The organism is Maribacter spongiicola (genome assembly GCF_004364165.1).
In the GTDB taxonomy this organism is placed as follows: Bacteria; Bacteroidota; Bacteroidia; order Flavobacteriales; family Flavobacteriaceae; genus Maribacter; species Maribacter spongiicola.
This window is the reverse complement of the sequence record NZ_SOAY01000011.1, coordinates 286,959-313,482: the sequence shown is the minus strand read 5'-3', so window position 1 is coordinate 313,482 and position 26,524 is coordinate 286,959. Positions and strand designations below refer to the sequence as shown.

The 26,524-nt window shown below is 34.7% G+C and carries 22 protein-coding genes; 12 read left to right on the top strand and 10 right to left on the bottom strand.

Features of this window, described 5'->3' with window-relative positions:
- Positions 1–241: 241 nt before the first annotated feature.
- Positions 242–1,342, bottom strand: a complete 1,101-nt coding sequence (locus tag CLV90_RS09535; RefSeq protein WP_133687257.1) for an OmpA family protein — start codon at positions 1,340–1,342, stop codon at positions 242–244.
- Positions 1,343–1,528: 186 nt separating this feature from the next.
- Here CLV90_RS09535 and CLV90_RS09530 point away from each other — a divergent pair, with 186 nt between their 5' ends.
- Positions 1,529–1,843 carry a YegP family protein gene (locus tag CLV90_RS09530; protein ID WP_133687256.1) on the top strand — a complete coding sequence of 105 codons (315 nt, stop codon included), beginning with the start codon at positions 1,529–1,531 and terminating at the stop codon, positions 1,841–1,843.
- Here CLV90_RS09530 and CLV90_RS09525 read toward each other — a convergent pair.
- Positions 1,836–2,858, bottom strand: coding sequence for a threonine aldolase family protein (locus tag CLV90_RS09525; protein ID WP_133687255.1), 1,023 nt, complete (start codon positions 2,856–2,858; stop codon positions 1,836–1,838). The genes CLV90_RS09530 and CLV90_RS09525 overlap by 8 nt on opposite strands.
- 20 nt (positions 2,859–2,878) lie before the next feature.
- Positions 2,879–5,287, bottom strand: coding sequence for a zinc-dependent metalloprotease (locus tag CLV90_RS09520; protein WP_133687254.1), 2,409 nt, complete (start codon positions 5,285–5,287; stop codon positions 2,879–2,881).
- A 194-nt stretch (positions 5,288–5,481) separates the two neighbouring features.
- Between CLV90_RS09520 and CLV90_RS09515 the strand changes: the two genes are divergently transcribed.
- The 7 genes from CLV90_RS09515 to CLV90_RS09485 all read left to right on the top strand — a co-directional run bounded on the left by CLV90_RS09515 (position 5,482) and on the right by CLV90_RS09485 (position 13,465).
- On the top strand, positions 5,482–6,945 hold the full coding sequence (locus tag CLV90_RS09515; RefSeq protein ID WP_133687253.1) for a circularly permuted type 2 ATP-grasp protein: 1,464 nt from the start codon (positions 5,482–5,484) through the stop codon (positions 6,943–6,945).
- 9 nt (positions 6,946–6,954) lie between these two features.
- Positions 6,955–7,902 carry an alpha-E domain-containing protein gene (locus tag CLV90_RS09510; protein ID WP_133687252.1) on the top strand — a complete coding sequence of 316 codons (948 nt, stop codon included), beginning with the start codon at positions 6,955–6,957 and terminating at the stop codon, positions 7,900–7,902.
- Between the two features lie 30 nt (positions 7,903–7,932).
- A complete protein-coding gene (locus tag CLV90_RS09505) occupies positions 7,933–8,787 on the top strand; it encodes a transglutaminase-like domain-containing protein (RefSeq protein ID WP_133687251.1) in 855 nt (284 codons plus the stop codon).
- Between the two features lie 76 nt (positions 8,788–8,863).
- Positions 8,864–9,953, top strand: a protein-coding gene (gene prfB / locus CLV90_RS09500; RefSeq protein ID WP_407943382.1) for a peptide chain release factor 2 whose coding sequence is annotated in 2 segments (ribosomal slippage) — positions 8,864–8,917 and positions 8,919–9,953 — 1,089 coding nt in all. Because the reading frame shifts where the segments join, the coding sequence is not laid out codon by codon here.
- Positions 9,954–10,017: 64 nt separating this feature from the next.
- Positions 10,018–10,359 carry an arsenate reductase (glutaredoxin) gene (arsC, locus tag CLV90_RS09495; RefSeq protein WP_133687249.1) on the top strand — a complete coding sequence of 114 codons (342 nt, stop codon included), beginning with the start codon at positions 10,018–10,020 and terminating at the stop codon, positions 10,357–10,359.
- 90 nt (positions 10,360–10,449) lie between these two features.
- A complete protein-coding gene (locus CLV90_RS09490; RefSeq protein ID WP_133687248.1) occupies positions 10,450–10,962 on the top strand; it encodes a hypothetical protein in 513 nt (170 codons plus the stop codon).
- 4 nt (positions 10,963–10,966) lie between these two features.
- A complete protein-coding gene (locus CLV90_RS09485; protein ID WP_133687247.1) occupies positions 10,967–13,465 on the top strand; it encodes an outer membrane beta-barrel family protein in 2,499 nt (832 codons plus the stop codon).
- A gap of 62 nt (positions 13,466–13,527) precedes the next feature.
- Here the strand turns inward: CLV90_RS09485 and CLV90_RS19240 are convergent, their stop codons facing one another.
- On the bottom strand, positions 13,528–13,701 hold the full coding sequence (locus tag CLV90_RS19240) for a hypothetical protein (RefSeq protein ID WP_091609002.1): 174 nt from the start codon (positions 13,699–13,701) through the stop codon (positions 13,528–13,530).
- Positions 13,702–13,871: 170 nt separating this feature from the next.
- Between CLV90_RS19240 and fumC the strand changes: the two genes are divergently transcribed.
- Positions 13,872–15,272 (top strand): class II fumarate hydratase, encoded by a 1,401-nt coding sequence (gene fumC, locus CLV90_RS09480; protein ID WP_133687246.1) that lies wholly within the window; start codon positions 13,872–13,874, stop codon positions 15,270–15,272.
- A gap of 67 nt (positions 15,273–15,339) precedes the next feature.
- Here fumC and CLV90_RS09475 read toward each other — a convergent pair whose 3' ends face one another.
- Positions 15,340–16,227 carry a hypothetical protein gene (locus tag CLV90_RS09475; RefSeq protein ID WP_133687245.1) on the bottom strand — a complete coding sequence of 296 codons (888 nt, stop codon included), beginning with the start codon at positions 16,225–16,227 and terminating at the stop codon, positions 15,340–15,342.
- Between the two features lie 150 nt (positions 16,228–16,377).
- On the opposite strand from CLV90_RS09475, the gene CLV90_RS09470 reads away from it, so the two are divergent.
- Positions 16,378–16,836: a GNAT family N-acetyltransferase gene (locus CLV90_RS09470; RefSeq protein WP_133687244.1), complete on the top strand. Its 459-nt coding sequence runs from the start codon at positions 16,378–16,380 to the stop codon at positions 16,834–16,836.
- A gap of 10 nt (positions 16,837–16,846) precedes the next feature.
- A complete protein-coding gene (locus tag CLV90_RS09465) occupies positions 16,847–17,668 on the top strand; it encodes an MBL fold metallo-hydrolase (RefSeq protein WP_133687243.1) in 822 nt (273 codons plus the stop codon).
- A 70-nt stretch (positions 17,669–17,738) separates the two neighbouring features.
- Here the strand turns inward: CLV90_RS09465 and ettA are convergent, their stop codons facing one another.
- The 3 genes from ettA to CLV90_RS09455 form a co-directional block, all read right to left on the bottom strand.
- Positions 17,739–19,430, bottom strand: coding sequence for an energy-dependent translational throttle protein EttA (gene ettA, locus CLV90_RS09460; RefSeq protein ID WP_133687242.1), 1,692 nt, complete (start codon positions 19,428–19,430; stop codon positions 17,739–17,741).
- A gap of 66 nt (positions 19,431–19,496) precedes the next feature.
- Positions 19,497–19,673 carry a CAL67264 family membrane protein gene (locus CLV90_RS19235; protein WP_091904100.1) on the bottom strand — a complete coding sequence of 59 codons (177 nt, stop codon included), beginning with the start codon at positions 19,671–19,673 and terminating at the stop codon, positions 19,497–19,499.
- Between the two features lie 76 nt (positions 19,674–19,749).
- Positions 19,750–20,742 carry a Gfo/Idh/MocA family protein gene (locus tag CLV90_RS09455; RefSeq protein ID WP_243835339.1) on the bottom strand — a complete coding sequence of 331 codons (993 nt, stop codon included), beginning with the start codon at positions 20,740–20,742 and terminating at the stop codon, positions 19,750–19,752.
- 52 nt (positions 20,743–20,794) lie between these two features.
- Between CLV90_RS09455 and CLV90_RS09450 the strand changes: the two genes are divergently transcribed.
- A complete protein-coding gene (locus tag CLV90_RS09450; RefSeq protein ID WP_133687961.1) occupies positions 20,795–22,423 on the top strand; it encodes an acyl-CoA carboxylase subunit beta in 1,629 nt (542 codons plus the stop codon).
- A gap of 9 nt (positions 22,424–22,432) precedes the next feature.
- Here CLV90_RS09450 and CLV90_RS09445 read toward each other — a convergent pair whose 3' ends face one another.
- Both CLV90_RS09445 and CLV90_RS09440 read right to left on the bottom strand, forming a co-directional pair.
- On the bottom strand, positions 22,433–25,033 hold the full coding sequence (locus CLV90_RS09445; RefSeq protein ID WP_166638561.1) for a carboxypeptidase-like regulatory domain-containing protein: 2,601 nt from the start codon (positions 25,031–25,033) through the stop codon (positions 22,433–22,435).
- Between the two features lie 75 nt (positions 25,034–25,108).
- The gene (locus tag CLV90_RS09440; protein ID WP_133687240.1) at positions 25,109–26,455 is read right to left on the bottom strand and encodes a M24 family metallopeptidase; all 1,347 of its coding nucleotides are present in this window, start codon (positions 26,453–26,455) and stop codon (positions 25,109–25,111) included.
- Positions 26,456–26,524 lie beyond the last annotated feature (69 nt).

Sequence of the window (26,524 nt, the reverse complement as noted above, 5' to 3'; positions counted from 1 at the left end):
AATCAGTAGAGCAACCAAAAAATTCTCTTCTAGTAGATTTTAAAACATTTTCAAACACAACCCCGATAAAAGTGTGTCGGTATCTGAGTGTACTAGCTACCTGTGAACAAAATTAATTATGTCAATCAATAATGATAACATACATCAATCAGCTACTGGCAGTATTATAACCAGTTAAATATAAAGCATAAAAAAAAGGGCTTACGTTATGTAAGCCCTTCTTTACTAAGTATCTTAATAATTAGTTATTAATTAATCTAAATTGAGTTCTTCTGTTTGCAGCGTGCTCTCTTGCAGTACAAGAAACACCATCTTTACATCTGTTCAATAATTTAGTTTCACCGTAACCGTTAGCAACTAAAAGACTAGAGTTAACACCTTTAGTGATTAAGTAATCAGCAACCGCCTTAGCTCTTCTTTCAGAAAGGTCTTGGTTAGAAGCTGCACCACCTTGAGAATCTGTATGAGATGCTAATTCAACTTTAACACCAGGGTTTTGTGCCAATACCGGTAATAATCTATTATCGATTAAGTTTCTTGCTTCTGCAGTTAATGTTGCGCTACCAGAATCCCAGTTAATAGGTAAAGCTTGGTACTCAACTAATGCACACTCTACTTCTTTCCAAGTAGTTAAACCACCTTTTTCTTTTAAAACTTCTTTAGTAAGTGTAGTAGTCTTAGCAGGTACTATTTCTTCAACAGTATAAGCATCTTTATCCAATACAGTTTTAGTAATCTCTCTGTACTCAGCAGGAATAATTTTCTCAACAACAGTTGCAGGAGAAATTAGAACTGATTTAGTGTAAGATCCATTTTTAGAACCTAATGGAGAACTTGTAGTAGAAGCATCATTTGCAAGAACTTGAGTTGAAACTGTCTCAAATTGTGCAGGATATCCTTTATAACACCAATATCTACAATCATCAGGGTTACCTGACTCACAATCAGGAGCAGCAACTCCTAATTCCCATTGCGCATAGGCTGGCTTTATTTCTAGTGTTTGTGTGCTAGGAGAAAAAGAAGCAGGGATCACCTGTAAAGAATTTCCACCTCCTTTAGATACATACGTTACAGTTTCTGTTCCCCACTTAGCAGGAACTACTGTAAGTACTTTTTCTTCTTCTCTCACTAATACACGTTCTGTAACTGTCTTGAATGTAGCAGGAATCGTTTTTAAAATCTTGTAAGACGGATTTGTTGTAATTGTAGTTGACTCGTTAACGTAAACATCAGGAGTTGTACAACGAACGTAACATTTACCAGGTTCTGGATTTGACGGCAAATCTTGTGCCATTGCAAAAGAAGCTGAAAATGCAACTACTAGAAATAATACTTTTTTCATTTTGATAGTGTTTAAAATTAATAATTGGTTATTACAATAGTTTATTTGAGGTTTTCTATTTATTAATTTCAACTTCGTGTTGAACTCTAATTTGAAACTAATAAGACTTACGCCTCAATAATTTAGACACAGCATTATTTAAAAAGTCACTAAAAAGCAGAGAAAATATTAATTATCTTTAATGATATGATTAAAATTGACAAGAAGAAAGACGGGTTTTATCAGTTCATTTTAAAGTCTGATAATGGCAACACACTATTAAAGAGTGTATCGTTCAGTACTGAGAACGAATTAGATAACACTTTAAAAGATATAAAAGCGTTGAAGAATACCAACGGTAAATTTTTTGAACGTAGAACAAATACCGATGGAAAATTTTTGGTGGAATTAAAAAATTCTAAAGGAAAAATAATCGGCTCCAGCGGACTTTACTCCTCTGAAGCCGGTATGGAAAATGGAATATTGAATATTTCTAACAGTATAGATTTAGCAATTAAATAGATTTTAGTAGCCTTAATAATTCATTATGCATGTCATCTGTATAATCTAAATGGGTCACCATTCTTAATTTACCTTGACCCATGCCAATAATTAAAATATCTTTTTCTTTTAAAGTATTTACAAATTGATCACTGGTCATATAAGATTCATCTATCTCAAAAATGACAATATTGGTTTCAATAGGCTCTACCTTTTTTATAAAAGATTTTGCGGCTAATGTTTTTCCTATTTCTTTTGCCTTTTTATGATCTTCTGCCAATCTTTCTACATGATTATCCAAAGCATAAATTGCAGCAGCCGCCAAAAAACCTGACTGGCGCATACCACCACCAAAAATCTTACGAATTCGCAGCGCCTTATCCATATGTTCTTTAGTACCTATCAACAAAGACCCTACTGGGCAACCCAAACCTTTACTTAAACAAACACTTATTGTATCAAATAACTGACCATATTGTAATGCGGTTTCATTCTTTTCTACCATGGCATTCCATAAACGGGCACCATCTAAGTGATATCCTAATTTATGATCATCGCAGACTTTTCTTATTTTCTGAAGCTCTTGAAAATCCCAACAAGTACCACCACCTTTATTTGCGGTATTCTCTACACATACCAATGTGGTAAGCGGACTATGATAAAAATCTGGCGGATTAATAACCGACTCAACCTGAGCAGCAGTCATTGTACCTCTATCACCATCAACCAGCCTACACGAGACACCACTATTAAAACTGACTCCGCCACCCTCATAATTATATATATGAGCATATTTATCGCAAATCAATTGTTCGCCTGGTTGCGTATGTAATTTTATTGCAGTTTGGTTCGTCATAGTACCACTAGGGAAAAATAACGCAGTTTCCATCCCAAAAAGCTTGGCCGCTTTTTCTTCCAAAGCATTTACCGTTGGGTCTTCTTTAAAAACATCGTCACCAACTGCTGCAGACAGCATAGCATCTAACATGCCTGGCGTAGGTTTTGTTACCGTATCACTGATAAGATTAATTAGCATAAAAAATTATAAAGATTGAATTAATGAAAACAACTCATTCCAATAGGCGAACCATCAGGAATCTTAGGCGAAGGTATCACTTTGAACAATTCTGGATGCTCGTTAAATGTTTTAATTCTTTTCACCATTTCTGCACTAATTGCATTTGACCCAGAATCTTTTACTAATTGAATACTCAACTCTTTTAATTTTTGTGATGCAATAGCATTTACCTGCGGATGCACATTGGTATGACCCGCCAAATTCATAATATGAAATAAAACTCTAAAATTAATGATTGTCTGGGCTTCGCTCAAATAAGCATCTTTCTGCTTCTTATTAATAGTCGCTGCAATCAATTTATCCAAAACCTCATCTAAACCTACATTATCGGTAGCAATTGCTTTTTGCTGAATAAGTCTCGATGCTTTCTCAGGATGTAATAAAAACGTTAACGTCATATCAGAAGCAGTTTCAACAGCTGACAATGCATCAAAAGAAACTCCTGTTTTACCTTTTATAGATTCTCTAGTTCTTGGGGTACCAAAAGCACGTGGCGGAAATAAGCTTAATTTATCTTTAGGTATTGCAATTTCATTTGCGTCTAAAGTTTTTAAAACACTCTTTAATGCTTCCTCTTGCATCGCTTTATCTGCAATAGCAACAACTTCCTGTCCGTCTCCTTTTATGGCATAGTTATATTCTAATCCGCCTATAACCTTCGCTACACCTTCCGTCTGATATCTATGAAAGAAATAAAGTGGTACTAATACATCTTCTAGAACTGAATATGGTGTACCATCTTGAATATTATCCGCAGAAAAATTAGCTATAGCCACTTTACGCAGCTTCAACATATCATCTAATTCTTTACTCACATCTGTTCCGTTATCCCATAAATGAGCCAATACATGTGCGCTACCTTGTGGGCGTGCATCTTGATCGGTGATATAACGGAGTCCGTCAGCTTTGGCTTTATCTAAAATTTTGTTCAGACCTTCTTTCTCATTTTCACCTTCATTAAAATTTTGATATGAATAAGCCACTGTTACCTTATCCCAATCCCCTATTCCCTCTTCATAGGCTTTTGCAAAATCAACTTCACCGTCAATTAATGAAAACTGCGGATGTGGATAATCCATCACCGATGATTTATCAGTAGTACTCGCCGCATAGTTATGTGCAAAACCAAGCGTATGTCCGATTTCATGAGCCGACAACTGACGAATACGGGCAATGGCCATTTCTAACATTGGTTGGTAGTTATCATCTCTTTCTGCAAAAGGCTTGTTCATTAATGCTTGGGCAATTAAAAAATCTTGACGAATTCTTAAACTACCTAAACTTACATGACCTTTCATTATCTCTCCAGTTCTTGGATCGGTAATACTACTACCATAGCTCCATCCTCTTGTAGAACGATGTACCCATTGTATTACATTATAACGCACATCTAAAGGATCGGCATCATCTGGTAACATTTTTAATTGAAAAGCATCTTTATAACCAATTGCCTCAAAAGCTTGGTTCCACCAACGACCACCTTCTAAAAGAGCAGAACGTACAGGTTCTGGAGTACCATTATCTAAATAATAAATAATTGGCTCAACCGCCTCACTAACTTTAGCAGTAGGGTCTTTTTTCTCTAATCGATGTCTTCTTATAAATTGCTTTAGAATATTTGACTCAACCGGCGTTGCGTAATCATAATAATTAAAAGGAGAAGAACCTGATCTAGGATCAAACACACGTTTCTCATATTTATCATCTGGCAACTCAATAAAAGAATGGTGTTCTGCCACGGTTACCAAATTAGCATTTGGGGCTACACTTCTTATATAAGCTCCTTTTGCCTCACCTGTAAAAGTCATGGTTACATCGAACTCAACATTTTTAGGGAATGCTTTGGTTCTATCTAAAGCAAATGCACTTTTAGTTTTATCTAAACTATAAGAACCTTGTTCCGCTCTTTTTAGACGCGATGATACACCATGAGCATCTTGCATTAAAAAATCGGTGATATCAATAACATACATACCACCTTTCTCTTCTACAATAGGGAAACCGAACAATACAGATTTAGCAAAAGCCTGCTCAACAGATTTTCGCTCTAATTCATTATCGGTAATTGCTCTATATTTCATATTAGGCTGAACCAACAAAAGCTTATTACCTGCTTTCTTAAAAAACACAACTTGTTCATTACCTAGTTGACCGCGATCTAAACCAATATCATTACTACCTATACCACTGCTTAATGAGTATACATATAAAAACTCTTCATTTAAATTATCGACCTCTAAAAAAATTTTATCTGTTTCGCCGTCATAATAGAAATCGTATAGACCTTCGTACTTGACAAAATTTTTCTTTTGTTCACTAAACTGTGCTGATAGCATATTAAAGGACAGTAACACCAGCCCTAGCAGAAGAACGTAATTCTTTCTCATTTTCTATAAGTTTTGCTTAAAAGTATAGAAAAACTAATGAATGTAAAACAGCTGTAGCTAACTAAATTATAAATACTATACTTGTTAAAAAAGCTATCAAATAATTACAGAATAAAGAAAAATACTAACGATTATTATAAAAATGCCATTTGTTTATTGCTTTTTATCATGTACCTTTTACAAAAACAATTTCTATGACCAACATTGAAAATCAAATATTCTCTTCTTATCAGAGAAACCCAGATTTGTATGACGAAATTTATGATAAGGAAGGAAAAGTAAAAGAAATATACCAAAAGCTTTTCGAAATTTATGGAGAACACACCATAAGTGATTATGTCAATTTAAACTCTAAGGCTAAATCTTCTTTTTTTAATCAAGGAATTACATTTCAGGTGTATGGTGATAGCGATGTACAAGAAAAAATATTTCCTTTTGATTTATTTCCCCGTATTATAGACCATAAAGAATGGGATATTATAGAGCGTGGATCTATACAAAGAAGTAAGGCTTTAAATTTATTTCTATGGGATGTTTATCATGACAAGAAAATACTAAAAGATAAAATTGTTCCCATTGATTTAATAACTTCTTCTGCCAACTACTTAGATCAGATGAACGGAATAAATCCTCCGGGAGGTATTTATAACCATATTTCTGGTATTGATATTATTAAACATAATGATGGTAAATACTATGTTTTAGAAGATAATATTAGGTGCCCATCTGGTGTTAGTTATGTAATATGTAATCGTACGGCACTCAAAAAAGCCTTATTTGGAGTTTTTAATCACTACCAAACCCATTCAGTTACCAATTATGCAGAAAATTTATTAGAGCTACTTGAATCAGTTAAACCAAAAGGTGTAGATGTACCTAATGTGGTTGTAATAACACCAGGTATGTATAACTCTGCATTTTATGAGCATTCGTATTTGGCAAAGACCATGGGTGTAGAATTGGTAGAAGGTCGCGATTTATTTGTGGAGAACGATTTTGTGTATATGAAAACTATAAAAGGTCCTGAAAAAGTTGATGTCATCTATAGACGAATAGATGACCAATTTATAGATCCATTAGAATTTAGGGCAGACTCAGCCCTTGGTGTACCAGGTTTGTTTGCTGCTTATAAAAAAGGAAACGTAACTTTAGCCAATGCACCGGGTACTGGTGTGGCAGATGACAAAGCTGTGTATACCTACATGCCGCAAATCATTAAGTATTATTTAGACGAAGAACCAATACTCAATAATGTTCATACCTACCATTGTAGTAGACCAGATGAGTTGAAATACGTACTAGAACATATACAAGAATTAGTTATAAAACCGGTTGATGAGGCAGGTGGTTATGGCATTTCTATAGGTAATAAATTAACCAAAGCAGAAATTGAAAAAGTAAAAGCTGAAATTAAGGAGAACCCAAGAAAGTATGTGGCACAACCAATTATGTCGCTAAGTGTTCACCCAACATACATTGATGAAACCGAATCTTTTGAACAACGCCATGTAGATTTAAGAACATATACAGTTCTAGGCAAGGACAAAGAATTTGTGTTAAAAGGAGGATTAACTAGAGTAGCATTAAAGAGAGGAAATTTAATAGTAAACTCTTCTCAAGGTGGTGGTTCGAAAGATACATGGGTATTAAAAAAATAATTAAAAAATATGCTAGCAAGAGTAGCCAATAATTTATTCTGGATGGGGCGTTACATTGAACGCTCAGAACATGTTGCACGTTATTTAAACGTGAACTATTTTTCATCATTAGATGCACCTAATATAAAATCGCAAGATAGACAATTTGTATTAAGATCAATGCTGTTCATGCTCGGCGACCCCGAGAAAGATGAAAGTAAGTTTCTTAAAGAACAAGACGTATTATATAGTATCGGTCTAGACCCTAATAATCCTTTTTCTATCATTAGCACAGTTAAACTAGCTAGAGAAAATGCTAATAGTGCAAGAGATTTAATATCGACAGAGCTATATGAAGCAATTAATAAGTTTTATCATTTTGTACTTAGTTACCCAAAAGAAATTTTTGTAAAAAATGGTCTTCATGACTTTACAAGTAATATTTCAGAAATGACCGCCATTTTACGTGGCAAAATAAGAGGAACATTACTACATGATTCTGTCTATGCAATAATTATGATGGGTGTAAATATTGAGCGGGCTACACAAATAACAAGAATGATAAATTCAAAGTACAACGATGCGCTTTTATCTCAAGGAAATCATGGCGATAAATTCAGCAAAAGCTTTGAATGGACAACACTCTTAAAATGTGCAGAATCATATGATATGATGCGTAGGTTTTACAAAAAAACACCTACTAGTATAAGTACGTTAGAATTTTTGATTTTAAACCCTAACTGCCCTAGGTCAGTTATGAATTCATTAAATCAAGTTAACGAACATGTTAGAATGCTAAACCCAGAGAAAAGGTATAACAACGATTCAACCGCATTTTTAATTGGCAGGGTCAGAGCAGAATATGAGTTTAAGTATGTCGAAGAAATAGAAAAAGATATTAAATCATTTATCGAAGATATTTTAGATAGTCTAGTTAAAATAAGTAACAAAGTTGATGAAGAGTTTTTTAACTATTAAGACCATTTATTAGGGGTATCTTTGATTATTATGCCAAACCAATATAATATAACCTATAGAACAGAAAATACATATGAGAATTGGGTAAATGATGCCTATTGGCAATTTCTGATTATTCCTATGGAAAATAATTCACAACATCATATCGATGTTGAATTTTCCAATTCATTATTTGCTGTAAACGACTTTTCAATAAACGGATATGGTTTTAGAACCATACGAGTTCACCCTAAGAAAAAATTCAAGAAAATAAATTTTGAGGCAAAGTTTAGTTTTATAAAAGACCATATAGATCCCTTTAATTTTCCATTAGACATCAATGATGCTTTGGCGTATAAAGAAATTGAGGAATTAACTTTTAAAATTAATTTCGAATCCTTTTTAAGAAGTACACCACTAACCAATATACCAAAGGGTGTAAATTCTATTTTTGAATTTAATTTATCGAATACAATTTTCGAAAATTTACAAGAGTTAAACAATTGGACCTTTAATAATCTACAATTTAAAACAGGTGTAACTCATGTTGACACAAAATTGACTGACATCATATCAGCCAAACAGGGTGTTTGCCAAGATTTTACACATTTATTCTGTGCTATAGCTAGACAAAATGGTATACCAACAAGATATGTGTCTGGATACATAAATCAAGAACATGGCCTTTTAGGAGATTCTCAAATGCATGCATGGGCAGAATGTTATATTCCACAAGTTGGATGGAAAGGTTTTGACCCCACTAATAACATTTTGGCAAATACGAATCATATAAAGGTTTGTCATGGCAAAGACTATAATGATTGTTCACCTTTAAGAGGGATAATTTATTCGTACGGAAAAAATAAAACTACACATACTGTAAAGGTGCAAAGCCAAGAACAGTAATTCCAAAAAAATCATTCTTTGCAATCAACAAAAGAGTATTATTTTTACCCAAAATAAAAATTTTATGAACGTAAGTATGGACCACTACAAAGGTCTTATAGATCGCCTTGGTGCGTTGAGGAGGTATCTTTGACATCGATGGCAAATTAATAGAAATAGAGAACGAACAAGAGAAAACCTTGGCACCTGATTTTTGGAATAATCCCCAAGAAGCACAGGCTCATATGAAATTTATCCAATCTAAAAAGCAATGGGTAGATGATTATAATACTGCAGAAAATTTAATTGCAGAATTAGAAATACTCATTGAATTTCAACAAGAAGGAGAAGTTTCAGAAGAGGAAGTTGAAGGTCAATATATAAAAGCTTTGAATACCATTGAAAAGATGGAATTCAAAAACATGTTGTCCGAAGAAGGTGATGAACTACCGGCTGTTTTGCAAATTACTGCAGGTGCAGGTGGAACGGAAAGCTGCGATTGGGCCGCAATGCTTATGCGCATGTATATGATGTGGGCAGAAAAGAACGGTTACAAGATCAAAGAGCTCAATTACCAAGAAGGTGATGTTGCAGGTATTAAAACCGTAACATTAGAAATTGATGGTGAATATGCCTTCGGATGGCTGAAAGGTGAAAACGGCGTACATAGATTGGTACGAATTTCTCCGTTCGATAGTAATGCAAAGAGACATACTTCTTTCGCATCGGTATATGTTTACCCATTGGTAGATGACAGTATAGAGATTGATGTAAATCCGGCAGATATTACCATTACCACCGCAAGGTCAAGTGGTGCCGGCGGACAGAATGTTAACAAAGTTGAGACTAAAGTTCAATTAACCCATCACCCTACAGGTATTCAAATTTCTTGTTCAGATAGTAGAAGTCAACATGAAAATAGGGCTACGGCAATGAAAATGCTAAAGTCTCAATTGTATGAAATCGAACTGCGAAAGAAAATGGAAGCACGGCAAGAAATTGAGTCTTCTAAAATGAAAATTGAATGGGGGTCACAGATAAGAAACTATGTAATGCATCCTTATAAATTAATTAAAGATGTACGCACAGGCGAAGAAACAGGTAATGTCGAAAATGTAATGAACGGAGATATTGATCAATTTCTTAAGGCCTTTCTAATGTTAATGGGTCAGAGAGAAGAAGAATAAAAATGTAATGCCAATTCATATGGATGTAATGAATTGGCATTACATTTATTAAATTTAAAAAATCATGATTAAAATATATCATAATTCTAGATGTAGCAAATCTAGAGAAGGACTAAAAGTACTTGAAAATTCTGGCAAGACTTTTGAAGTAGTGAACTATTTAGAAGAAATTCCAACAAAGGAAGAATTAAGAAATGTTATTAGCTGTCTAGATATTAAACCTATTAATCTGGTACGTAAATCTGAAGCAATTTGGAAAGAGAAGTTTAAAAACGTACCCTTATCTGACGAAGAATTAATAACTGCGATGATAGAATACCCTAAATTAATAGAAAGGCCTATAGTCATAAATGGCAATAGAGCTGTTATTGGTAGACCAGCTTCTAACATTGATGTTTTGCTATAATAGAATTCATTATAATTGCGCAGTAAATTATCTTAACAAAGTATTAACCATTTTCAGTTAAACCATAGTATAACTTTATAATCTAATCATATGAAAAAAGTAATAAAATGTAGCAATCTAAAGTTTTTGGGCTTGCTATTAATTCTATTAGGAAGTTCTGAAATTTACGCACAATACGGTTATGGCAATAGCGGTTATGGATCAAGAGGTGGCAACGGTTACGGCAGACAAGGTAGTTCAATACCTCAAGCACAAACACCAGCTGAAGAACCAAAACCTAAGACTGCCGAAGAATTGGTTGACGGCGAAATGCCAAGAATTACTGAAGCGTTAGCATTAAATGATTTTGAACAGGCTGTATTAAGTTCTGTTTTAAAGAAATATGTGCAAGAACGTATAGAAGCTCAAATATTGAAGCTTCCGCCAGAAAAAATGGCAGAGGTATATGAGAATATTACAAAAAGACAAGATGAAGAATTAAAGGCTGGTTTGCCTTTAGAAAAGTACGAGGCTTTTGTTGCATTACAAAAAGATGGTGTTGCAAAAACTTTGAAGAAGAATAAAAAGAACAAAAAAGAAAAACGAAAGAAAACTAAAAACTGACTTAATGAGACAACTTTTTCCCTTACTCCTACTCCTAGCACTATCCTTCAATTATACATATAGTCAAAGACCGGGAGGAGACCGGGAAAGAGGTCCGATTACAATAAGCGGGAAGGTTCTTGATAAAGACGACAACCTTCCTTTAGAATATGCCACACTAGTACTACAAAGTGTAAATAATCCTGATCAAATTACAGGTGGCATTACAGATATTGATGGTAATTTCAAAGTAGAAGCATCACCTGGCAAGTACAATATATCTATAGAATACATTTCATACAAAACATTCAAGTTACCTAATCAAACACTTACAGAAAATAAAGATTTAGGTACTGTTAGACTTGCCCTAGATGTTGCTCAACTAGAAGCTGTTGAGGTTGTTGGAGAAAAAACAACTGTTGAGGTTCGTTTAGACAAGAAAATTTATAATATTGGAAAAGACTTAACCAATAGCGGAGCAACTATTAGTGACGCTCTTGACAATATTCCTTCGGTAACGGTTGATGCAGATGGAGCAGTTGCCCTCCGTGGAAACGGAAATGTTAGAATATTAATAAATGGTAGGCCATCCGCACTTGCCGGATTTGGCTCCACCGATGCCCTTCAACAACTACCTGCTGACGCCATTGAGAAAGTTGAAGTAATTACGAGTCCATCAGCACGCTATGATGCCGAGGGTACTGCCGGAATTTTGAACATTGTTCTAAAAAAAGAAAAAACCAGAGGTATAAATGGTACTATAAATACTACTGTTGGGTTTCCTGATGCCGCTTCTCTCACCGCTAATATGAATTTAAGAAAAGAAAAGTACAATGTCTTTACCACTTTGGGGTATTCTTACCGTACACCACCAGGAAATGGATTCGCTGACAACATCTATTTGGGCGATGAAAGTGTATTTGATAGAATTATTGAAGACCGCGACATCAACAGAATGAATAGTGGATTTAATCTAAATCTTGGAATGGAATATTTCTTAACAGAAACCTCCTCAGTTACAGCAAGCGCTTTTGGTAGAACCAATAATGGTGAAGATATTACCGAAATTGTATCTACAAATTTCGTTGGAAACGATATTAATCGAATTACACAACGTATAGAAGATGAACAAGAAGAAGAAAAGAGTGCGCAATTTTCTCTTAATTACAACAATGACTTTAATACTGAAGGACACAAGTTAACCGTAGATCTTCAACTTTCATACAATGAAGAATTTAAACCAACACCAATAAATGAACAAGAAACCATTACAAATACAGGCTTTGATGGGGCAAGACTAAACATAGAAGAACTAGAGTTACAAAATGAATATTTAGCCCAAGTAGACTATATATTGCCTATTGGAGACGCCCAATTTGAAGCAGGCTACAGAGGTAACTGGGAACAGTCCGATACCGATTTTTATCTCGAAGATTTTAATTTTGATACAGGTGCTTTCGTTCCTAATTTAGGATTAATCAACCGCTTTGTTTTCAATCAAAACGTGAATTCTTTTTACACTCAATACGGAAATAAGCTTGGTGATTTTTCTTTTCTTGCCGGACTTAGATTGGAAAATACCCAACTTAAAGGAGAAATTGTAGGTGCAGATATAGAACAATTACAAGAAATTATAGGTGAAGGTATAGAGGTTAATTTTGATAAAAATTATTTAGGCCTTTTCCCTACCCTAAACCTAATCTATGAGTTGGCGGAAAACGAAAATATCAGCATTGGGTATAACCGTCGTATCAATAGGCCTAGAGGGCGCTTTATCAATCCGTTTCCATCTCAATCTAGTCGCACGAATATTTTTCAAGGGAATCCTGATTTAGACCCAGCATTTGCCAATGCATTTGATTTAGGGTATTTAAAAAGATGGGATAAGCTAACCTTGACCTCATCTGTTTATTATCAAAAAGAAACCAATTCATTTGAACGTATACAGGAAGAAACAGGTCAGATTACCACAGATGGTATCGTAGTGATCCGTTCCATACCAATAAACCTGGCGACCAACGAGCGTGTGGGTGCAGAGCTAGGCTTGTTGTACAACCCTACTAAATGGCTTAGGTTAAACGGTAGTTTTAATTTCTTTGAATTCAACTCAGACGGAGAATTTAATGGTATTAATTTTGGAGCAAGAAATACAAGTTGGTTTTCCAGATTTAGTTCAAAAGTAACCCTTCCAAGTAAAATTGAATGGCAGACCAACGCATTTTACCGTGGGCCGACCAACAACGCACAAACCGTAAACGAAGGTATATTTTCATTGAACTTGGCGTTTAGCAAGGATATTCTTAAAGAAAAAGGCACACTGGCATTAAATGTAAGTGACCTATTAAATTCAAGAAGAAGAATATCTTCCACGCAAACACCGTTTTTTACATCAGAAAGTGAATTTCAATGGCGTGAGCGACAAATAACACTTTCCTTTGTCTACCGTTTAAATCAGAAAAAACAGCGAAGAGAAAGAGAAGGTGAAAGAAATGATGATGGTGGAGATGATGAATACGGGAGTTAACAGTTAAAAATTATTAGGTATAAAAAAAGGAGCCTTTTGGCTCCTTTTTTTATACTATATTTTTATGCTTCTCTTGCGGCTTTTTTCTTGTCGCGTCTTTCTTTCAATAACTCTATAATGTTACCTCCTAACCAGTAAGGGACAACAAATAATAACAAAAACATCATCAGCCAGAAACCAATGGTTAATATGGTCAAGAAAGCTAAAAATCCTAAATATTGGTCAAAATCAAACATATCTTTTTACTTATATATTACAAAGATACCATAAACGAATTATTTTTTGCAAACGTTAGGCAAAATTTATTTCACTAATCTGAACAATGTTGTCACTATTAAAATAAATGTAAACCTTATTTTTGAAGTTATAAAATAAGTTAACTTAAGATTCATTAAAATATACAATCATGAAATTTAGAATCGAAAAAGATACTATGGGTAATGTCGAAGTTCCCAAAGACAAATATTGGGGAGCGCAAACAGAACGTTCTCGTAACAATTTTAAAATAGGTCCAGTAGCCTCAATGCCATTAGACATTGTTTATGGTTTCGCCTATTTAAAGAAATCAGCAGCTTATGCTAACTGTGAGCTTGGTGTTTTAGCAGCAGAGAAAAGAGATTTAATTGCACAGGTTTGCGAAGAGATTTTAGAAGGTAAGCTTGATGACCAGTTTCCTTTAGTAATTTGGCAAACAGGTTCTGGTACTCAAAGTAACATGAACGTTAATGAAGTTGTTGCAAACAGAGCTCATGAAATTGCCGGTAAAGTAATCGGTGAAGGCGAAAAAACAATTCAACCAAATGATGATGTAAATAAATCTCAATCATCTAACGATACCTTCCCAACAGGTATGCATATTGCAGCTTACAAAAAAATTGTTGAAGTCACCATACCTGGCGTTAAGCAATTAAGAGATACACTTCATAAAAAGTCAGTTGAATTTAAAAATGTAGTTAAGATAGGTCGTACCCATTTAATGGATGCTACACCCCTTACCTTAGGGCAAGAATTTTCTGGTTACGTATCGCAATTAGATCACGGCCTAAAAGCATTAAATAATACACTGTCACATTTAAGTGAATTGGCACTTGGCGGTACTGCAGTAGGTACCGGTTTGAATACTCCAGAAGGGTATGATGTTTTAGTAGCAAAATATATAGCAGAATTTACGGGCTTACCTTTTATTACTGCAGAAAATAAATTTGAAGCACTAGCTGCACATGACGCAATTGTTGAAAGTCACGGTGCATTGAAACAATTAGCTGTTTCTTTAAATAAGATAGCCAATGATATTAGAATGATGGCATCAGGACCACGTTCAGGTATCGGTGAAATCATTATTCCTGCAAATGAGCCAGGTAGCTCTATTATGCCAGGTAAAGTGAACCCTACACAATGCGAGGCGCTTACTATGGTATGTGCTCAAGTTATGGGTAACGATGTCGCTATTAGCATTGGAGGTACACAAGGGCATTATGAATTAAATGTTTTTAAACCGATGATGGCTGCCAACATATTACAATCGGCACAATTAATTGGCGACGCCTGTGTTAGTTTCGAAGAGCATTGTGCTGCTGGTATAGAGCCAAATCACGAAGTAATCAAGCAATTATTGAATAACTCTTTAATGCTAGTTACTGCTTTAAATACTAAAATAGGATATTATAAAGCTGCTGAAATTGCAAATACGGCCCATAAAAATGGTACAACCTTAAAAGAGGAAGCTATAAACTTAGGTTACGTTACTGCAGAAGATTATGACGATTGGGTAAAACCAGAAAATATGGTTGGTAGTTTAAAGAACTAAAACCAAACTTGTAGAAACGAAAAATGGCGACCAATTGGTCGCCATTTTTATATCTATTAAGGTAATCTTACTTCAACATGAATTTAGAAGTACCCAATAATTTTAATTGATCATCATAAACGTTTACCATATAGTTACCGTCTTTGAAGTCACCAGATGGCTTGCTAATATAATCACATACATCTAAAGATTTGTTCTCATAGTAGAAACCAGTTTGCTTACTGTAAGTAATAGAAGCTCCATTTTCATTAGTTTTAGAGTTACTACCACCTAGAACGTTACCTTGAGGATCTAAAACCTCTAAGAAAAACTCTCTATCTCCAGCTTGTGCAATAACGTTATCTGCAACAGTAAAACAAATTTTAAACTTGTCAGTTGCTTTAGCACGTTGTGTAGAAACTAATTTACCGTTGTTACGCTCTTTAACTGCATCAACATTAAATTTAGATAAGTTTAAAGCAGAACCTTTTTCAACTACCTGAGCCAAGTTTGTATTTTGTACCACTAAAGAATCATTAAAAACGGTTTGCTTCTCTAATTCAACATACGTACTGTCACGTTGCATAGCAATCATAGAGTTAGAACGAGTTAATGAATCAACTTGCTTTAATAATTGCTCTCTTTCAGCTTTAAGAACACCAACTTGTCTTCTGTATCTAGATAAAGATCCAATATCAGCTTTCATTGTCTTCACAGAGTCAATATATTTTGCAATATTATCTCTAGCACTAACTAACTCCTCGTTAGTTGCATTGCTCTCCAAAATAGCTTTATCATATTCAGATTTTAAGCTATTTAAATCTTCAACCACCAATTCTTTCTCCTTAGAAAGAACAACTTCGGTCTTCTTTTTATCTTGGTAAAGACTTACTGTGTAAATGATAGTTCCTAAAAGCACAACACCTAAAAGAGCGGTCAAAACTTTTAAGCCATTATTGTTTTTTGTTTCAGTCATAATTTTAAATTTAATAAGTGTCTGTTTGTTCAGGTTATATACGAGTTAATTTAATTTTTAGATTTTTTAACCTTAAAATATTTTCTTGATCATAATAAATACCATATAATAAGGCATAACTTAGGGTCATAAATTTACCAATTTAAGATTATGCTTACCATTGTACCTTATGAATCTAAATATACTCAAAACTTTAAAGAGTTGAATATAGCTTGGATAACAGAATTTTTTACTGTGGAAGAAAAAGATAGGGAGTTGCTAGAAAAAAGCCAGACTTCTATTATTGACAAAGGCGGATTTATTTTTATAGGGTTATGGAATAATGAACCCGTAGGATGCTTTGCGTTAATTAAAAAAGATAATCGAAGATTCGATTTAGGTAAAATGGCTGTTGATAAAAATTACCATGGTTTACAGATCGGTCAAAAATTACTAGCCTATGCCATAGATTTTTCTAAAAATAAAAATTGGCACACCTTAGAACTTTACTCCAGTACAAAATTAGACACGGCGCTGCATATATATAAGAAATTCGGATTTATAAATGTTCCTTTAGAGGATAATTTAGAGTATCTTAGATCAGATATTAAAATGGAACTAACACTTTAAACATAACATAATGAAACTAAAAGAATTACTTGTTTTACTAATGATTGGTACTATCTCTTTTTCTTGTAAAGAAGTTAAAAAATCCGAGGGTGAAATAGATTCTACTACTGAAATCGAAGAAAATATGGCCGCGCCAGTTGAAATGAGTGAACGTAAATCTGATGAAATTGAAATTATACCTATAGAGCATGCAACTGCAGTAATTGAATGGAACGATGTTGTTATATACGTTGACCCTACTGGTGGAGCAACTGCTTTTGATGGTCAAAAAAATCCAACTTTAATATTGATTACCGATATACATGGTGACCACTTAAGTACAGAAACTCTTGATGCTTTAGATACTTCTAATGCAATTTTAATTGTACCGCAAGCAGTTGCCGATGAGTTACCTGCAACATATTCAAAGCAACTAGAAATTATGGAGAATGGCGCCAGCAAGAAATTAGCAGGAATTACCATTGAAGCCATACCTATGTATAACCTGAGAAAAGAAGCTTTAAATTTTCATACTAAAGGTCGCGGTAACGGTTATGTTCTTACTATAGATAAGCAGCGAATCTATTTTTCTGGCGATACCGAAGACATTCCTGAAATGCGTTCTTTGAAAAATATAGATAAGGCTTTTGTATGTATGAATTTACCATACACGATGACAGTTGAAAGCGCTACTTCTGCAGTCTTAGATTTTAAACCTGAGCAAGTTTACCCTTACCACTACAGAGGCAAACCAGATGTTAGCGATGTTGCAAAATTTAAGCAATTAGTCGACGCTGGCAATCAAGGCATTGAGGTTGTTCAATTAGATTGGTATCCTAATGATGAATATTAGGTTAGCTGTTAGCTGTTAGCTGAAAATAAAAAAGCCCGCAATTGCGGGCTTTTTCTATATAACTACGTGATTATCTGATCAGTTTCTTATACTTAATTCGTTTCGGCATTAGATCTCCGCCTAATCGTTTCTTCTTATTCTCTTCATAATCAGAGAAAGAACCTTCAAAGAAATAAACCTGCGAATCACCTTCAAAAGCTAAGATGTGCGTACATATACGATCTAAGAACCATCTATCATGCGATATTACCACAGCGCAACCAGCAAAGTTCTCTAAACCTTCTTCTAAGGCACGTAATGTATTAACATCTAAATCATTGGTAGGCTCATCTAATAGAAGAACGTTTCCTTCTTCTTTTAATGTCATTGCTAGGTGTAAACGGTTACGCTCACCACCAGACAACATATTCACCTTTTTATTTTGCTCACTACCCGTAAAATTAAATCTACTTAAATAAGCACGGGAATTCACCTGCTTACCGCCCATCATTACCATCTCTTGCTCATCACTGAAATTTTGCCAGATGGTTTTTTCAGGATCGATATTAGAGTGACTTTGATCCACATAAGCAATTTTAGCAGTTTCACCGGTTTCAAATTCTCCTTTATCAGGAGTCTCTTCTCCCATAATCATTCTAAAAATAGTAGTCTTACCAGCACCATTCGGACCAATAATACCAACAATACCTGCTTGTGGTAATTTAAAGTTCAAATCTTCGTAAAGTAATTTATCATCAAAAGCTTTACTTACGCCCTTTGCTTCAATTACATTTGTACCCAAACGAGGTCCGTTCGGTATATAGATTTCAAGTTTTTCGTCAAGTTGTTTTTGATCTTGACTCATTAACTTATCATAGTTCTTAAGACGTGCTTTCTGCTTGGTCTGTCTTCCTTTTGCACCTTGACGTACCCATTCTAGCTCTCGTTCTAAAGTTTTCTGTCTCTTAGAAGCAGTTTTACTTTCTTGCGCTAAACGTTTCGATTTTTGTTCTAACCAAGAAGAATAATTTCCTTTCCAAGGAATACCTTCTCCCCTGTCCAATTCAAGAATCCAACCAGCAACATTATCCAAAAAGTATCTATCGTGCGTTACGGCAATTACGGTTCCTTTATATTGTGCTAAATGATGCTCTAACCAATGTACAGACTCTGCATCTAAGTGGTTGGTAGGTTCATCTAATAATAAAATTTCAGGTTCTTGAAGTAATAATCTACATAAAGCGACCCTTCTTCTTTCACCACCCGACAGTACTGCAATTTTCTTATCTGGCTCTGGCGTACGTAAAGCATCCATTGCAATTTCTAGCTTGGTATCTAATTCCCAAGCATTTGCAGCATCAATTTTATCTTGTAAAACAGCCTGTTGATCCATCAACTTCTGCATTTTGTCAGGATTCTCATAAACTTCTGGGAGTCCGAACATATCATTTATCTTATTGTATTCATCAAGAATAGCAACAGTTTCTGCTACACCTTCTTTTACAATTTCTAGAACGGTTTTGTTTTCATCCAATTCTGGCTCTTGCTCTAAGTAACCAACATTGTAACCAGGAGAAAAAACAACATCACCTTGAAAGTTTTTATCGACTCCCGCAATAATTTTCAGTAAAGTAGATTTACCAGAACCGTTTAAACCTAAGATACCAATCTTGGCACCGTAGAAAAAACTTAGGTATATGTTCTTTAAAACTGGGGTATTCGCATTTTTATAGGTTTTCGTAACTCCTGACATGGAGAAGATTACCTTCTTATCGTCTGACATAAAATTATAGTGTTTAGTGAAATATTAAAGCCTACCAGATAAATTCAATGGCGACAATAAAATATATTATACTCTACCTTTAAGCGCATTAAACACCCAAGCAATAGCAAAAAAGCCTATACCTACAGATGCAAAACCCCAACCTGCAACATCATCATAGCGAAAAGCACCTAATGCAATAAGAGCCAGACCTACAAAAATCATAATAAAAGTTGCCCAAGAGAGCACGGTATTCTTGTTCATTTTCGAATCAATTAAAAATTAAGCGAACATCAAATATCGGAAATTTTAAGATATTTTTCCACTATTATACTTGCAATTATTCAAACGGAAACTCAATTCCTGTTTTTTCACGAACAGAATCCATAATCTCAATTAAATCTAAACTATTTTGATGAGACCATAATTTGCTTTCCTTCTTGCCAGAGTTGAGACAATCGTGCACTTCTTCAATCTCATGAACATAGCCTTTACCCATTTTACCAACTTCATTAGAAGTTGATTCACCATCTTTCTCTAAGGAAAACCCCGTAGTTTCATGCCATCTGGGGTGAATAAAAATAGAACCTTCGCTACCAGCAATTTCTGCCTTCTTTTCTGAATTCGAATTGAGTCCGCTATACAAAATAGCCTGAGCATTATCATAATTAAAAATCATACTGCATTGCACCTCAACTCCGGTTTTATAAAAATTCGCTGTCGCTTTTATATCCTTTGGCTTTCCTAATATTAAATAAGCTAAAAATATAGGGTAGATACCGATATCTAACAAAGAACCACCAGCAAGATTGGCATTTAACAATCTCCCTTTTTCATCCCTATCCAGCGCATAAAAAGCAAAATCCGCATGTAAATATCCCACTTCACCTATTGCCCCATTATCAACCAATTCTTTTACCTTTTTAATAGTAGGGTTAAATCGCGACCATAATGCTTCCATCAAAAAAACATTATTTTCTTTGGCAATAGCAACCATTTGCTCCACTTCAGTCTTATTTACACCCATTGGCTTTTCGCATAGTACAGCATTACCGACTTTCATTGCCGCAATGCTTAAATCTGCATGTGATGTATGTGGCGTTGCCAAGTAAATGATATCTACCGTACCGCTATTAAATAACTCTTCATAACTACCGTAAGCATTTGGCGCACCATATTCATTGGCAAAATCTTGAGCTTTCTCTAAGCTTCTTGAAGCTACAGATACCAATTTACCGCCATTTACCAAGGCTAGGTCTTTAGAAAAACTATGCGCAATGTTACCTGCCCCAACAATACCCCACTTAATCATACTTTTTGTTTTTTGTTGCATGAACACCAAAATTAACTCCTTATCTTTATCGAAAGAAAAGAAAATAGAAGGAATGGATTTAAAATTCAATCAAAACGAAGATAGGAATAAGTTGTTATTATCGGACTTAAGACGCAAACTTAACGAGGTATATTTGGGTGGTGGCAAGGCAAAAATTGCCAAGCAACATGACCAGGGTAAAATGACGGCTAGAGAACGTATTGATTATCTATTAGACCCAAAATCTGAACGCATTGAAGTTGGTGCTTTTGTTGGAGATGGAATGTACGAAGAACATGGTGGTTGCCCTTCTGGAGGCGTGGTTATTATAATTGGCTACGTAAAAGGAAAACAATGTATTGTTGTTGCTAATGACGCTACAGTAAAAGCAGGAGCCTGGTTCCCAATTACCGCAAAAAAGAATCTAAGAGCACAAGAAATAGCGATAGAGAATAAACTTCCAATTATATACTTGGTAGATAGCGCAGGAGTGTACTTGCCTTTACAGGATGAAATTTTTCCTGACAAAGAACACTTTGGTCGCATATTTAGAAATAATGCCATTATGAGCAGTATGGGTATTACACAAATATCTGCCGTTATGGGTAGTTGTGTTGCTGGTGGGGCTTATTTACCGATAATGAGCGATGAAGCACTAATTGTAGATAAAACCGCTAGTATATTTTTGGCAGGTAGTTACTTGGTAAAAGCTGCTATTGGCGAAAGTATTGATAACGAAACTTTAGGTGGCGCTACTACACATTGTGAAATTAGCGGAGTAACCGATTATAAGGCAAAAGATGATGCAGCCGCTTTGGATACCATAAAGAATATTATGGATAAAATCGGTAATTTCCCTAAAGCGGGATACAACCGTAAGAAAAGCATGAAGCCAAAGGAAAATCCTGATGATATTTACGGAATACTACCAAGCTCCAGAGCAGAGCAATACGATATGATGGAAATCATTAAGCGTTTAGTAGACGATTCTGAATTTGAAGAATATAAAGCTGGCTACGGACAAACTATATTAACCGGATATGCTCGAATAGACGGATGGGCAGTTGGTATTGTAGCAAACCAAAGAAAAGTAGTAAAAACTGCAAAAGGTGAAATGCAATTTGGCGGAGTCATCTATTCTGACTCTGCTGATAAAGCAACCCGATTTATAGCAAATTGTAACCAAAAGAAAATTCCGTTAGTGTTCTTACAAGATGTTACCGGTTTTATGGTAGGCAGTAAAAGTGAACATGGCGGCATTATTAAAGATGGTGCCAAAATGGTAAATGCGGTAAGTAATTCCGTTGTTCCAAAATTTACGATTATTATAGGTAATAGCTACGGAGCAGGTAATTATGCCATGTGCGGTAAAGCCTATGACCCAAGATTAATTGTTGCGTGGCCAAGCGCAGAACTAGCGGTTATGAGTGGTAACTCTGCTGCTAAAGTTCTGTTACAAATCGAAAAAGCTTCTTTGAAAAAGAAAGGAGAAACTATTACCGAAGAAAAGGAAACTGAACTTTTTGATAAAATAAAGAAACGTTACGACAACCAAGTATCTCCATATTACGCAGCATCAAGGTTATGGACAGATGCTATCATAGACCCAAAAGACACCCGTAAATGGATATCAATGGGTATAGAGGCTGCTGATCATGCACCTATAGAGAAGCCTTTTAATATGGGAGTTTTGCAGGTTTAGTTTCGAAAACTAAGGGAGCTGAACTAAATTTCTATTCACATTTTTGACATCCATTCTAAAGATTTTAATAATGTCTTTTTGATTCTCAGCACCATAATTTGTACTTACCGTTATTTTTAAATAAGTAGCTAAACCAGTTTTATTTCCTTTGTAATCTGCATTAATACGCCAATTACGTTGATCGCCATAAATGAAAAAATCTTTACTAGTATAGCCTTTAGATAATAGACTTTCACTTAATTCCCCATCCATAGTATTTGACCAAGTACTTAAATTATTATCAGGTGACACGAACTGAAAGTTTAATTCAGCATCATCATCATTCCATTCTAATACAATTCTCGTTTTTGTATCTGCTTTAGTAATAAAACTTGATATGGAACTATCTAATTTGTCCTCAGAGATATCTAATAGTGTTTTCACTTCAGAGTTAATAACATTCTGTAAGGCCTCTGGTTGCTTAGAGAAAAAGCCTTCTTTGGTTAAGTTGAAATATCTAGCATATAGATTTTCTCCTCTTTCTTGCTGGTTATTATTGACATAGGCATTTGCCAAATCTCTATATGACTCTACAGAATTAGATTTCAGTAGTAAAATTTGTTTGTATAAAATTACAGATTGGTCATACTTTTCATTTTTATCTAGCACAAAAGCTAAAGCCTTTAAATAGTTGATATCAGTTTTAAAACGATCTATATTCTTAGAAACCAATTCTGACGTAAAAACCTCACTACCCCAAAATTCGAGAAAGTAATTTGTTGCATCGATATTAAAATTAGGATTTGTGCCAAATTTGGGTTCATAAGAATTATAAATCTCTTGTGCTTTTACGAGGTTTTCACTAACATAAAGTTCTTGTAAAAAATCGGGCCAATTACGACGAGCTTCCTCTTCTGTAATTACCTTCTCATTCATTTCTTGGGTAAACACCTTCATTTTTTTAGTTGAACCTGAAGGCGAAGATGAAAAATTAGCTGCTTTTGTATTAATAATGATAACACCGCCAGCACCCATTGTACCATATTTTGCGACAGATGCCAACCCTGATAATACCGCAATACGCTTTATTTGCGCTACATCAAGAAAAGAAGGAAAACCTGAAACTAAAAGTCCATCTACCTCATAAGCTGCAGGAATAGGGTTCATAGTACCTTGCTGTCTTAAAAATATTTGTGTAGAACCATCAGTATTGTCTGTGGACAACATGCTTAAACCGGGAACCTTACCGCGTAACAAATTGCCTAATGAGGAAGCCGTACTACCAAATTCTGATTCGTCTACAATACTCATAGAATACCCTGAAGTTTCCTTACTAAAAAGCCCAAAAGATGTTTTAATGATTCCTTTATCTTCATTATAATCATTAAACAACTCTTCTTGACTTCTCTTTTTCTTAGCCAAACTTGTTACTGTCACCTCTTCAAGTTCTAATACTTTTTCCTCTAAAGCTACATTTATGGCGAAAGTAGTTTCCAATACAGTTTTTACTTGAGTTTCTAAGTTTGAATAACTGTATTCTAGTTCATCGCTCATAGAAGCTTTGATATTATATCTACCACTATCATCGGTAGTAGTTACTTCGCCAGTAGTCAAATTTCGAATTTGTACCCCTTGTACTCTTTCTCCATCCTTAAATACAAACCCATTGACAACACCAATATTTCTACCCATGCTTTGTAGTAATTGCTCGTTGGTGTAATTGGTTATTAGTTTTTCATCTAGCAACACTACATCTTCTTCATCCTCTTCCTCTAGCATGGTTGTACTCACAAAATAGGTCAAAGCATCTTTTGAGTATCGTTTCCATTCCCCTTGACTAATATATCTACGATACGAGACCCCAGGCGTATCATCACCAGCAACTACAAGGTCAATTTTATCTCCGTACACTTTTAATAACTCTATACCGATACTAAAATCATTTTCAACAGTAATATTAAATGGAGTTAAATCTATACCGACCTTTCCTATTTTTGTTTTAAGGGTATATGTTATATTCTTGTTGGATAGCTTTTTCTCCGGAACCATTGTTGTACCATCATATACATTTACCCGTAACAAAAGACTATCTGAAGTATTCTTTAACACATAAAAATAGAATGCATTAAGTTCCCTTTTTTTCTTATTGACATTTATTTTAGTAACTAGCTCACCCCCTAAAGCACCATCACCTTCCCAAGAACCATTTTTCAACTGCCCTACAAAAGAATACCCGACCATTTTTTCGGTTTTACTTCTTTTCTTTCTCTTACTACTCGTTAAGACAACCTCGTTAAGGCTAACAACATCAGGCTCCAATTCTATTTTGGTTGATTTCATGTCTTGAGCAATCACCATAGTAAATGGCAATTTAAACTCCTTGTAACCAATAGAAGAAACTTTTAATGTATCTAAGTCTGATAATTTAGCGGTATCAAACAAAAAATTAAATGCACCGAATTCATCTGAAACCGTACCAAGACCTTTATCTATAAAACCAATATTCACGTATGGCAATGAAAGACCTGTATCAGCATCTGTAACTACCCCTTTAAAAACCGTTTGTGAGAATACACTTTTGGGTAAAAAAGTTAGACCAACCCATATAATGATTACTAAGTATCTCTTCAAAAAAAATTTAAAATTCAATTCCATATAACTATTTATAAATCTAAAACTATAAATGAAATAAACTTGAAACAAAATTTAATTCCCCTGATGACCTTTCACCCTTGGTATCAATAAAAGTTCTGTTTGTCTACCATTAACATATCTAAAACCTTCTTCACCGTAAAAACCAGCTTCTTCGAGCATAATACGTATATCTCTATCCCATTCTGATATATTGACAGTTGTATTTAATTCAATAGCATATACGGTATTTGGGTTCAATGTATAATTTTCACCATCATCTCGCATAACACCACCTTGAGAATCCCACATACCAATTGTTGTACCTGCAGAATGCCCATATAACCCTAATGGATGCGTATATATAGATGGTTTTAATCCTGCGGCTTTCGCCTCCTTTAATGATTTTGCTAGAATGTCGTTACCAGACCTCCCTTTAATCATATTACTTGTCAAAAAATCTTGTAACCTGTTACCATCTTTAAGTCCGTTTACCAAATAATTTGGAGCTACAGTTTCTTCTGGTTTAAGCACATATGCCAGTTCTTGACAATCTGTGTTTAATCGCAGGTATGTAATTCCGAAATCGCAATGCACTAGGTCTCCAGGTAAAATGACCATATCATCTGGCTTATCTGCAAACGAGTAAAATTTACTAGCATTATCTTTTTCACTTCGTTGTACATCTACAGTTGGGTGAAACCAAGTTTCCAATCCTAAATCCGTTACTTTTTGACGCATCCACCATACCACATCTGAGGTTGTTGTAACACCAGGCGTAATTACTTTCTCAGAAAAAGCTTCCGCTATAATATCGTGCGTAATGTCTACTAGTTGGTCATAGATAACCATTTCGCGTTCCGTTCTAGTTTCGATCCAACGAACAGCAAGTTGCTCTGCAGAAGTTACTTTTGAAGTATATTGTTTAGGTAAATTCGCCATAAACTCTTCATAATCGGTCTTTACCAAACCATCGGCAATATTGTGATCTGTAGAATAATTGAGTCCGATTTTCTTCGGATTTCTTTCGGATATCAACTGCATTAATCGGGTCCATTGGTTTGGTTCTTTCTCCTTATCCCAAGCAGAAACAATATTCTTACCAACATTATAACGGGCGACAGCCAACTTCTCTATAGTATTCTTCGCCTTATCTCTATAAAACAATAGAATAGTTCTTCTACGAGCATTCAACCAGGTAGCCGGAAGCATCGTCTTAATTACAGGATCTTCATTGTATTCTCGTGAAATAACCACCCACATATCTAAATCTGCGGCATCCATAAGTTCAGGAAGCAGATTATTAAAACGGTCGTCTAAAATTTCATCAATAACCCGTGCTCTTTCTTTTTCATTTAGAATTTGCTGAGCATTAATTTCACCTATAAAAATTAAGCATACAAAAAGGAATAGTTTTTTCATGAGTGTTGTTTGGTTTAAGCCTTGAAAATACAAAATAACACACATTTGAAATAAACTATTCCCCGAAAA